Genomic DNA, 9589 nt, shown 5'->3' with positions numbered 1-9589 from the left:
CAATCACATCATCATATCCATCATTGTTGACATCACCTGCCGAGGAAACGCTTCCGCCAAGGTAGTTCATCGCTGCCTCCCCGGTGAATATCACACCGGCGGTATTGTCCATTGAAGGGCCGCCTAAAAAAATGTAGGCCCGACCTGCATAAATTCCACCTGCGTTATTCTGGCAAGCTCCTAAAATCACATCATCATATCCATCATTGTTGACATCGCCAGCTGAGGAAACACTTCCGCCAAAGTGGTCACCCGCAGCCTCTCCGGTGAATATCACATCAGCAGTATGGTCCATTGAATTACCGCCAAAAAAAATGTAGGCCCGACCAGCCCAAGTTCCACCCGCGTCATTGCTGTTAGCCCCCACAATCACATCATCATATCCATCATTGTTGACATCGCCTGCCGAGGAAACACTATAGCCAAAGAGGTCACCCGCTGCCTCCCCGGTGAATATCACATCGGCGGTATTGTCAATTGAAGTGCCGCCAAAATAAATGTAGGCCCGACCAGCACCAATTCCACCTGTATCATTGCCAAGAGCTCCCACAATCACATCATCATATCCATCATTATTTACATCGCCTGCCGAGGAAACACTTCCGCCAAATAAGTCGCCCCCAGCTTCACCTTCAAAGATGATATCAGGATCTTGTTCGTTGGTGGGTAAAGCATGACCGAAAAAAATATATACTTTTCCGAGTTTTTCGGATGTGTTAAAATCAGCAGCATCTCTTAGTCCCAGTGCCCAATCATTGTAGTCATCACCGTTTATATCACCGATATTAGCTACCACTCTGCCAACATAACTGCCGTTTCTGTCGAAGGGTGGCAATCCGGAATCAAAGATTTGTAAAAGGTCTAAGGTGCGAGTGTCAGTTGTCCATTGTGGTTGGTATAACTGTTTCGCAAAATTGCCGCTAAATTCCTCCCAAATTTCTTTGGTATCAAGTTGGGTGAAGTCTCTTGACAGTTCTAAAAGCATATCCATCGGGATTTCGCCATTTCGGGATTTTTGCTGGATGTCCTGTGAGGTAATTTCGCTTTTCTCAATTACCTGTTCCAGCAGGACGGGGTCGTGAAGAATATGGTGTGGTATTTCTTGTATTTGAGCATATATCGTTAAGCGAAGTGCAAAGATTGCAAACAAAAGGATGATATTAATCAGTGGATTTTTTTTCGTAGCCATTTTCCTTTTTTATCTCTTCAGTTTAATAGATATTGTGAACTATTTAGATTTATCTTGCATTTTTCATGGACTTGTGCTGCAAAAAAACCATTGTTACTTGCGTTCTTCCCAGCGGTAGAATAGGTCCCGTTGCCGCTATCTGCAGCACCGTCACGTAGCCGCTGCTAGCATTCGCCACAGCCAGGTCGCTGTCGCCATCCCCGTCCAGGTCGGCGGCGGCGAAGGTGGCGCTATCGTTGAGCACAGCAAAAGTGAAGGACCATATATAAGGATCTACCAGTGTATCTCCCGCTGCGCTTTGGATTCCAGTCGTCAGAGTTACACTAACAAGCTCGCCTACCTTGAAGGCCTGCTCGGGAGCAAAGGTGGCTGTTTTCATGCCAGGATTATAACTGTAGGTCCCACTCAGCTTCCCCGTATAGCTCCCGTGCGCCACAAATGTGTTTTGGTTAATGGTCGCCGGATTCATATCCACACCGAAAGTGACAGAGACGGTGGTATCCAGTGGCACGTTCAGGGCGTTCTGAGCGGGATAGGTGGAGACAGTGGTAGGGGCTTGGGCCAGGAGGTCAAAGGCTAACAGCAGGAGAAAAGATGTCGCTTTTCTGAGCACCGGGCTATTCCTGGTCTTTCACAAGTTTCTGCCTAAAGTTAGGATTTCTGGGCTTGGAAGGAGCTGAGAATCTAAATCTGACTAATTCCAAATTGGCCAACACTAGTTGCCATTGGCCAAATTCCGGGCCACCGTAAGCACCTCGTCTTCAGTGGTGGTATCGCCGAAGGAGAAGCGTACTGACTGGCTGGCTTCCTTTTGGCTGAGGCCGATGGCCCGGACCATCGGGTGCAGGGGTGCGGGCGCGGCGCAGTCACAATAGATGATGTTGTCGGTCCTGGCTGGCATCAGGTATAGGCAATAATTCAGTTGAAGGCATTAAGCGTGCTAAGAGCCGGGGGCAAAGTTAGGCAAAGGTCTTGAGAGTCTCAATGGTTAGGGTGGTTATTTGGCGGGGAACTCGAGGGCCAGGCCCTGATAAGCGGCGGTGGTACGGGGAAACACAGTGCGAGCCCGCTGCTCCATATCGAAGATGTCGTGATCGGAATAGTTAGGGCTGTAGTGAAAGAGGAAGAGTTGTTTCACGCCGGCCTGCCTGGCTACTGCGGTGCACTCCTCCCAGGAACTGTGACCCCAGGTGCGATGTGCTGGCAGGTCTTCGCGGTGGAAGTGACTGTCGTGGATCAGGACGTCGGCGTCACGGCTCAATTTCAGGACTGAGGGCACCAGCTGGTCCTTGGTGTGCTCGATGTCGGTTATATAGGTGAGGACGAAGCCGTCCACTTCCGCGCGGTAGCTCATAGCGCCGTTCGGGTGGGGGTGCCGGGCACACTCAATGGTCAGACTATCACTGATGCGGTGTCTTCCAGGCTCCAGATCGATGAAGGAGATGGTGGCTTTCAGATCCTCCGGTTCCAGGGGGAAATAGGGGGAGGTGAACAGACCCTGGATGGTGTTTTCCAGCGAGTTGCCGGCCCGTTTGGGGCCGTACATGAGGACGTGGGCGAACGGTTGGTGGAAGGGGGCGAAAAAGGGAAGCCCGATGATGTGGTCCCAATGGGTATGGGAGAAGAACAGGTGAATATCGTAGTTATGTTCGTGGAGGCGGCCGATGGAGTTGCCCAGGCCGCGCACGCCAGTGCCGCCGTCGAAGACGATATGGGTGCCATCGGCGAGAGTGAGTTCTACACAGGCAGTATCGCCGCCGATGCGGTATTTGTCCGTATCAGCGGTGGGGATTGATCCTCGCACTCCCCAGAAACGAAGTTTATGTGTGGCCTGCTTCACGGAATGATCTTTTCATTAATCGGAGCTGCGACGCGCTTTTCAAATTCTTCACGTGACCCTAGCTGTATATTAATAATACAAAGTAATAAATTTGTCGAGTTATTGTAAACGCCTTTGTATCTGGCGGCACCCTGGTTATGGTCCCGTACCGGGAGGGTGCGAAGTCTGCATTCCACCCGCCAAGCAGCGCAATTTCAGGTAAGTTCAGGGTACTCATTTTGTTTGCCTTTTGACATGCCACCGGATATTGGGTATCCCAGTACTTTCGCGACGGACGGGCGACAGGCATTCGGGTTTATTTTCGCGGCCCGTAGCAGCCGGTAAGCGGGCGGGTCTGGTAGGCCGATGCATCGGATCAAGCAGCGAAGTTAAGAGTTCAAGCTCTAAGTTTAACGGTGTCAAATTACGAGCAAACAACGGTAAAAGATGTGATCCAGCCCATAATCTGGATATTAGTGCTGAATGCTATGTTATCGCCGCTGGTGGGGCAGACTGATTTTCGCTGGCTGGACGTGACGCCTGAGCTGGGCCTGGCCTCCCCCGATCGACTGCCGTTTTCCGGGCGTTATCATCTGCCGGAGGCCTTCCGGGGCCGGGCGGTGCCCTTTGACTTTGATCGGGACGGTGACCTTGACCTCCTTTTCACCTACGGCCCGCACGTGGCCGATTCGCTCTACGTCGGACTGAACCGGCTTTACCGCCAGGATGACACGGCCTGGGTTGAGGTGACCGCCGAGACCGGCCTGACTCACTTTCCGCCGGCCGGCAATGCCGCGGTGGGGGACGTGGACGGTGACGGCTACCTGGACCTATACCTGTGCATGTATGGTACCGACCGTTTGCTGCACAACGAGGGTGGTCGGCGGTGGCGCGACGTGACCGTCGCAGCGGGCCTGGCAAACGATTACTGGTCGACCGAGGCGGTCTTTTTCGATGCCAATCGGGATGGCTATCTGGATCTGTACGTGGCTAATTATCTGGACTATCCCAGCGGCGACACGCTGGTCTGTTTTGATCCGGAGACCCGGCGGCGGACCTTTTGTGATCCGCAGTTGTACGAGCCGGCGCCCAATCGCCTGTTTGTGGGTGACAGCAGCGGTAGGTTTCGAGAGATGACGGCGGCCCTGGGTCTGGCCGATACCAGCAGCCGCTCGCTGGCGGTGAAGCTGCTGGATGCCAACAGCGACGGCTACCTGGACCTCTTCGTGCTCTCTTACTGCTCGCCCAATCTTTTGTATCTAGGGGCTGCTGACACGGGTTTTGTAGAAGCGGGTCTTTTCGCGGGAGTGGCCCTGGCGCCGGACGGCAGCGAGCGGGAATGGAGCCAGGTCCTGACGCTGGACGCCAACCAGGATGGTCATCCGGACCTGCTTTTCATCAGCCAGGACAGGCAGATGCTGCTGATGCTTAACGATGGCCGGGGGCTGTTCTTTGAAGGGCATTACCAGACCGGACTCTTTCAGCCCCGATTTCCCTACCAGGCCACGACGGCTGCGGCGGTCGATCTTGATTTCAGCGGCACGGTTGACCTGCTGTTAGCTGATGCCAGTTACGAACATGTGCGGGAGCCGGCAGCAGTGTACACTTCGGCGGTAGGCACAGCAGCGGTAGACACAGCAGTGGTGGACGCGGTGGCAGTAGATTCGGCAGATGTTGTACAGGACAGTTCTCTGGTTTCAGCTTGGGGTGCGCCCGTGGATTCGGCGGTTACGGAGCCGGTTGTTGAGGCTACTGCTTTGCAGCGACGGATATTACTGAGTGACGAGGAGCACCGTTTCCGCGCTGTCGAGATGGCCGCGCCGATGCTGCTAGATACGACCTTATTGGTGCCGCGGGTCACAGCGGCGGCGCCCGACGCTGCCTTTTTCGGGCTACCCATGGCGCGGTTTGATCTGCCCGGCTATGTCGGGCTGGACACCCTCCCGGTGCTGCAAGAGGCGGAACGCTACCTGGTGGTGGACCTCACCGGCGATGGCGTGGAGGAGGTTATTGCCACCTATCCGGCGGGACTGGTCCGGGTATGGAAGCGGGAGTTGGACGAGCAGCCCGTGTACGTGGGCCTATGGCCAGGAGCGGACCAGCCCGGCACCACCGCCATCGGTGCCCAGCTGCTGGTGACCAGTTCGCCGGCGGGCATTTTCACCGGCCGTTATCTGGTGACCGATCCCAGGCCTTTCAGCCTCTATTTATCCTCTAAGGTGAGGGCGGTGGATGTGGTGGTGAAATGGCCGGATGGATTCGAGAGCCACCACCATCTGACGCCGCTGAATCGTACCTATCCCCTGACCAGGGTGGAGCTGGAGCCGTAGGGTAGTGATGGATTTGCGGATCAAAGTGGGGCGTGGGGGGTCAAGCGTGTTGGCGGCAGCGGGGGTGGTAGTTGGTGTCGGGTTGCTGGTGGCTGCAGTTGGCGGCCAGATCCGGGATCCCTATGCTGATGCGGTGCGGTATTTTGAGTTGGGCCGGTATGACCAGGCCACGGCGAGGCTGCAGGGGATCCTCGCGCGCGAGCCGGAGTGTGTGGAGTGCTATGACCTGCTGGCGCGAGTCGCCACCACCCAGGGGGATGACAGCCTGGCGGCGGTCTGGTATCGCCAGGCGCTGGAGGTTGAGCCGGAGAATGCGACCCTTTACCAGAAGCTGGGTTCGGCCGAGCATCGGGCCGGCTACCTTTCGCAGGCGATCAGCGATCTGGGATACAGCCTGGAGTTGAATCCCACCAGCGGCGAGGCCCATTTTGCGCTGGGCAACGTCTGGTACGATCTGGATTCACTTGAGCAGGCCAAGGAGTGCTATTCTCAGGCGCTGGCACTGGACAGTACCGCGGCCAAATACCATTACCAGCTGGGGCTGGTCTATTTCAAGACTGACCAGCCGGACTCGGCGCTGATGGAATTCCAGGCGACCTACCGCTTATATCCGAAGTATTCGCTGGCCTATGAATTTGCGGCGAACATTTTGATCACCCAGGGCCGCTGGCGGGAGGTGGTGGCAGTGCTGGAGCAGGGGCTGGCATCCGCGCCGGAGACGGAGGTGACCGGCTACTGGCTGGGGCGGGCACAGGTGGAGGTGGGCGATTATGAGCGCGCGGCGGAAGTCCTGGGTGGTTACGTCACCCGGTATAAAGAGCACGTGGGTGCCAGGTACAACTATGGCCTGGCGCTGTACGAGATCGGCGATTACGAGGAGGCGGTTGAGCAGCTTTCGTTTGTGACCGCGAGGCTGCCCCATCATTTGAAGGCCCAGCTGTATCTGGGACGTTCGTTGGGTGCCCTGCACTGGGATTCGCTGGCTTTTGCCGTGTTCGATACGCTTCTGAGCCAGGATTCGACATACTACGAGGCGTGGATCGGTCGGGGTGACATCCACCTGGCGCGTGACCGCTACGATACGGCCCTGTCGCAATACCTGGTAGCCAGCAGCCTGGAGCCTGAGCGGTGGGAGGCCTATCAGCGCCGGGGTCTGACCCATTACGTGCGGGGGGAGTACCCGCAGGCGGAGCTGCTGTTGTTCAGCGCGCTGATGCGGGAGGACAGCGCGGCGGCGGTCTACGATCTTCTGGGCGACGTGGCGGCGGCGATGGTGGAGGACGATTTCGCGGCCTACTATTACAGCGTGGTGCTACGGCTGGACCCGGAGAATATAGCGGTGCGTACCAAGATGGTAGAGGCGCTTATTCGTCGGCGCTTATGGGAGGCGGCCCGGTCGCAGCTGCTCTGGCTGTATAAGCGTGACCCGCGCAACGAGCCGGTGCTATACCGCCTGGGGCGGGTGGCCTATGCGGCCGGTGACAGCGCCGCAGCCGGTCAGTATATGCGTGAGTTCCGGGAGCGTCACAGCCGGCGGCGGGAGCGGGAGCGGTTGGAGCTGCGCATCAGCCAGGACCGGCGCAACCCCCGACATTACCGGGAGCTGGGCTGGTATTACCGGCGGCTGGAGGACCAGGTGCGGGCGCGGGCCTATTTTCGCCGGGCGGTGGCCCTGGGGGATACCACCCTGCCGGCCAGCCTGTATATGGAGGAAGAAGAAGGGCCGTAGGGGATAAGAGTTACAAGTTACAAGTTTTCACAAAGGGAGTCTTTCGGGACGAGTTTCTAGTTTCGAGTTCAAAATGGAAATTGCAAAATTAAAATTGCAGAATGGAAAGTTCAGAAGTGTTGGTGAAGCGAGCAGGGCAAAGGTTGAGAGCAGGTCGGGAAGGTTGCGGATTACGAGTTGCGAGTATCGGATTTAGGGTAGTGTTCTAACTTAAAATCTCTTGCGCTAAGTACCGGAATTGACGAAGATAATGATAGTCGTTGCAGCAGTAAGGGGAAGTGATTAATTATGGCGCATAGCGGTTTATTTCCAGACGATTTTCAGCTTGCGTTGCGTACACTGATCAATGTTCACCATTCTATTTACAGACTTATTCCACCCCAAGGAATCTACTTCGAAGCGCTGGTTGAGGAAGCTTTTAAAAAGGTAAAGAAACCATTCACGTTAATCAAGGGGACTGCCCTCAATCAGCCGACGCATGATCTTATTGTTGAGAATTCTCGAATATCTCTAAAAACAGAAACTGGGACTGGTACGAAGGCAGATAAGATCAATATTACAAAATTGTGTACGACTGAAAAGGAACCTTGGAAAGCACAAGTCCTCGTTTCTAGGGTAATGGAGCACTTGGATAAATATGACGTGATCCTAATGCTCCGGGCCATCTGGAATCCTCCATTGATTCATTACCAGCTTCTTGAGGTACCTGTTAGTTTGTTTCGGTTAATAAAAGCAGAGGGGCTAAGTCCGGTCGGTTATCGCAAAGGCCGTCGTAGTATAGGTGGTGACGTGTATAGGGATAATATCATGATTTTTCACGTTCACTTTGACGGATCAGATGGCAAATGTCAGATTAGAAATCTGGGTATAATACACTGTGAGATGCTTTTAGAATGGGATTTGCAGGTCGATGCTTAAGACTACTCGCACTTCTTAGACTTGCGAAATACGAGCCAGTAACAATGCTGCCTGCGTGCATGATGGGCATTTTTCCACTTTGGATCAACAATTGGCCCCTTTCTGAACTTTACAATGCAATCGCAAGGGCAAAATCCAGCGTTGGAAGCAGCTATTACAAGCTCAATATGCGCCCATTGGTATCTATGGTTATGGACGTAATCCGTTATTTTACAGAAAAGAATACCTTCTGGGCGAAGAACGCGATAAGCTTCCTCAACAAATGGCGGATAAAGATATGAAAAGTTGTAATCGTTCTCAGCGGATGATCTGAGAACCAGGCCAAACCGAATATTGAAATCTTTAGACCTATCTTTTCCTTGATTAGGAATGTGTGGGGGGTCATAGATGACTACATCGAATGATTCATTAGCAAATGGCATCCAGCGATTATCTCCTACGACTGATGGTCTGTAGCGTTTATCAATATCAAGGCCAATGACAGGGCGGATACTGCCCCGCCAAAATCGCCCAATGTTTACTGTGGCATCCAAGATAAGGTTTGGGCGATGCCGAGGATAGAAATCTAATAATCTCTCAAGCAATTCGGCGTCGCTACCATCCCATATAGATGGTATCGGTTGATAGCCAAGCCCGATCTTTTCCTGTATGTTATTACTAATTCCCATTACTGCTCACCGGAGAAGGTTAATATTACTGTTACAATATAAGCAAGTACTCAAGGCTCCACAGTAGGCTAGTTACTACCGCTACTATAGGTGTAGGATCATTTTTCTCTTGGAAAAATGTATTGAATTAGCTACTTTAATTAGTAGCCCCACCGGGATTCGAACCCGGAACTATCGACGTAGCAAGTCGTTCCTCTATTCCAATTGAGGTATGGGGCTATTAGGGGCGGTCAGCGTCTATGCTGTGCCGCCCTTATTTTTTAGCTTACAGCAGACTACAATACCTTCTTTCGATACGTTGCCTTATGGCGTGCTCCGTACTTTTCAATATATTCTTTGTTAACAAAATCCAATAACAGCCAATGAACAGTTGTCAGGAGGTCTCTAGCGTTGGTCACTAATTTCCCTTCATTCTTCATTTGTTCAAGCTTGTCCCTGAGTTCTCTTGCACTCCATCTTTTGCTTGGATTAGAGTCAAATAGACCCTTCACAGCTTCAGTTGGGCCGATCTGCCCTGATTTTGGCGCTGTAACGAACTCATCAATTTCCAATTGTCCGTTCGTTCGAGTAAGCCACATAAGTGCCCTTTCTACAGCGGAACGTGCAGCTTGAAGCTCTGTTATTTTGAGATTATACTCTTGAATAATTTCTTGTAATGCAGCAATTTTTGATTCTTTGTCCATTTTTTACCTTTTTGCTGTTGGAGCAGATAAATTAACAATCTTAATTTATGGTTATTAACTATTGGTGGCAAGAATTTTTTCCTTATCCCAGCCAATAAAAACGACCAAAACTCTTTGACAAGGGGATTATTGTGTATCAAGTGGGGTAATGTTAACTCAGAGGCAAGAAAAAGAGCAGCAAAATCTTTTGATGGAGGATGCTCCCATTGGCGGGCCAAGCATATAGTCAAACTTAATTCACCTTAAGCACTAT

At 52.9% G+C, this 9589-nt stretch carries 9 protein-coding genes and 1 tRNA gene; 3 read left to right on the top strand and 7 right to left on the bottom strand.

Translation table 11 applies throughout. From position 1 onward, the window contains the following. The 4 genes from ACETWG_06790 to ACETWG_06775 all read right to left on the bottom strand — a co-directional run. On the bottom strand, nt 1-1189 hold a 1189-nt coding region (locus ACETWG_06790; GenBank protein MFB0516294.1), incomplete at its 3' end, for a hypothetical protein. 49 nt (nt 1190-1238) lie between these two features. Then, nucleotides 1239-1802, bottom strand: a complete 564-nt coding sequence (locus ACETWG_06785; protein ID MFB0516293.1) for an Ig-like domain-containing protein — start codon at nt 1800-1802, stop codon at nt 1239-1241. Between the two features lie 102 nt (nt 1803-1904). Further along, the gene (locus tag ACETWG_06780) at nt 1905-2090 is read right to left on the bottom strand and encodes a hypothetical protein (protein ID MFB0516292.1); all 186 of its coding nucleotides are present in this window, start codon (nt 2088-2090) and stop codon (nt 1905-1907) included. A gap of 96 nt (nt 2091-2186) precedes the next feature. Further along, nucleotides 2187-3029, bottom strand: coding sequence for an MBL fold metallo-hydrolase (locus ACETWG_06775; protein ID MFB0516291.1), 843 nt, complete (start codon nt 3027-3029; stop codon nt 2187-2189). 428 nt (nt 3030-3457) lie between these two features. On the opposite strand from ACETWG_06775, the gene ACETWG_06770 reads away from it, so the two are divergent. The 3 genes from ACETWG_06770 (at nt 3458) to ACETWG_06760 (ending at nt 7985) form a co-directional block, all read left to right on the top strand. Next, nucleotides 3458-5338, top strand: coding sequence for an FG-GAP repeat domain-containing protein (locus ACETWG_06770; GenBank protein MFB0516290.1), 1881 nt, complete (start codon nt 3458-3460; stop codon nt 5336-5338). Between the two features lie 7 nt (nt 5339-5345). Then, a complete protein-coding gene (locus ACETWG_06765) occupies nt 5346-7067 on the top strand; it encodes a tetratricopeptide repeat protein (GenBank protein ID MFB0516289.1) in 1722 nt (573 codons plus the stop codon). A gap of 288 nt (nt 7068-7355) precedes the next feature. After that, nucleotides 7356-7985, top strand: a complete 630-nt coding sequence (locus tag ACETWG_06760; GenBank protein MFB0516288.1) for a hypothetical protein — start codon at nt 7356-7358, stop codon at nt 7983-7985. Nucleotides 7986-7987: 2 nt separating this feature from the next. Here the strand turns inward: ACETWG_06760 and ACETWG_06755 are convergent, their stop codons facing one another. The 3 genes from ACETWG_06755 to ACETWG_06745 form a co-directional block, all read right to left on the bottom strand. Next, the gene (locus ACETWG_06755) at nt 7988-8653 is read right to left on the bottom strand and encodes a hypothetical protein (protein MFB0516287.1); all 666 of its coding nucleotides are present in this window, start codon (nt 8651-8653) and stop codon (nt 7988-7990) included. Between the two features lie 144 nt (nt 8654-8797). Next, nucleotides 8798-8872: transfer RNA gene (locus ACETWG_06750), tRNA-Ser, on the bottom strand. A gap of 56 nt (nt 8873-8928) precedes the next feature. Next, on the bottom strand, nt 8929-9336 hold the full coding sequence (locus ACETWG_06745) for a hypothetical protein (protein ID MFB0516286.1): 408 nt from the start codon (nt 9334-9336) through the stop codon (nt 8929-8931). Nucleotides 9337-9589: the final 253 nt, after the last annotated feature.

Source organism: Candidatus Neomarinimicrobiota bacterium (genome assembly GCA_041862535.1).
Classification (GTDB): Bacteria; Fidelibacterota; Marinisomatia; order SCGC-AAA003-L08; family TS1B11.
This window is presented reverse-complemented; position numbering and strand designations above follow the sequence as displayed.

Excerpts from the sequence above, each read along its gene's own strand:
- ACETWG_06765 (MFB0516289.1), top strand. The coding sequence starts at position 5,346 with ATGGATTTGCGGATCAAAGTGGGGCGTGGGGGGTCAAGCGTGTTGGCG.
- ACETWG_06760 (MFB0516288.1), top strand. The coding sequence starts at position 7,356 with ATGGCGCATAGCGGTTTATTTCCAGACGATTTTCAGCTTGCGTTGCGT.
- ACETWG_06780 (MFB0516292.1), bottom strand. The coding sequence starts at position 2,090 with ATGCCAGCCAGGACCGACAACATCATCTATTGTGACTGCGCCGCGCCC.
- ACETWG_06755 (MFB0516287.1), bottom strand. The coding sequence starts at position 8,653 with ATGGGAATTAGTAATAACATACAGGAAAAGATCGGGCTTGGCTATCAA.
- ACETWG_06745 (MFB0516286.1), bottom strand. The coding sequence starts at position 9,336 with ATGGACAAAGAATCAAAAATTGCTGCATTACAAGAAATTATTCAAGAG.